General features: G+C 66.1%; 1 pseudogene. It reads left to right on the forward strand.

The features are described 5' to 3' along the window. Positions 1-1,254, forward strand: a pseudogene (locus ISF28_RS30980) (RHS repeat protein); the annotation flags it as partial.

The following is a 1,254-nucleotide window of genomic DNA, read 5'->3' on the forward strand; positions in this document are numbered from 1 at the left end:
GGTCGACCTTGATACCGGCCGCATCCTTGCGCTATGGGAAATCAAGGATGGCAAGCTGGTGCGCCAGCTTGCGGCCTACGACTACGACGACCACGGCGACCTGATCCGCGCCCAGGACGAAAACGCCGCCGCCTGGCAGTACCAGTACGACCGCCACCTCGTCACCCGCTATACCGACCGCACCGGGCGCGGCATGAACCTCGCCTACGACACCAGCATCGACAGCGGACTTCACGCCAAGGCGATCCGCGAGTGGGCCGACGACGGCAGCGACGACACCCGGCTCGAGTGGGACAAGAACATCCGCCTGACCTACGTCCTTGATGCGCTCGGCCACGAGACCCGCTACTACTACGACATCGCCGGCTACACGTACCGCATCGTGTATCCGGACGGGCGCGAGGAATGGCTGTTCCGCGACGACGCCAAGAACGTCGTCCGTCACATCCACGCCGACGGCAGCAGCGAGCATTACCGTTACGACGACCACGGCAACCTGCTCACGCACACCCGCGCCGACGGCAGCCAGGTCCACTTCGAGTACGACGGCCAGCACCGCGTCACCGGCATCCGCGACGCCGAAGGCGGCACCTGGAAGCGCGACTACAATGCCCAGGGCCACCTGGTCGAGGAAACAGACCCGCGCGGCAACAAGACCCAATACGCATACGACAAGGCTGGCCGGCCCGTCGAAGTCACCGATGCCAAAGGCGGCATCAAAAAGCTCGCCTACACCCCCGACGGCCAGCTCGCCAGCTACACCGACTGTTCCGGGCACAGCAGCCAGTGGGAATACGACGACCGCAAGCGCCTGGTCAAGCGCATCGACGCCGCGGGCAACGAGACCCGCTACCGCTACACGCTGGTCAGCGCCGAAACGCTGGCGCAAGCGCGCAGCGAAGGCGCCGACAGCGGGAACCATCCCGGGCAGCTCGAAGCCGTCATCCACCCCGACGGCAGCAAGGAGCAGTTTCGCCACGACGCCGAAGGCCGCCTGCTTGCGCACACCGACGCGCTCGCGCGCACCACCGCCTACAGCTTCACTGCGTCCGGACTGATCGCGAAGCGTATCGACGCCGTTGGACACAGTCTGCGCTATCAGTGGGACGCGCTCGGCCGCCTGTCCGCGCTGGAAAACGAAAACGGCAGCGTCTACCGTTTCCAGTACGACCCGGTCGGCCGCCTGCTGCAGGAACAGGGCTTCGACGGCAAGGTCACCGAATACCGCTACGACGAAGCCAGCGGCGTGCTGGC

The sequence above is a fragment of the Massilia rhizosphaerae genome (assembly GCF_016093545.1).
GTDB lineage: Bacteria > Pseudomonadota > Gammaproteobacteria > Burkholderiales > Burkholderiaceae_D > Telluria > Telluria rhizosphaerae.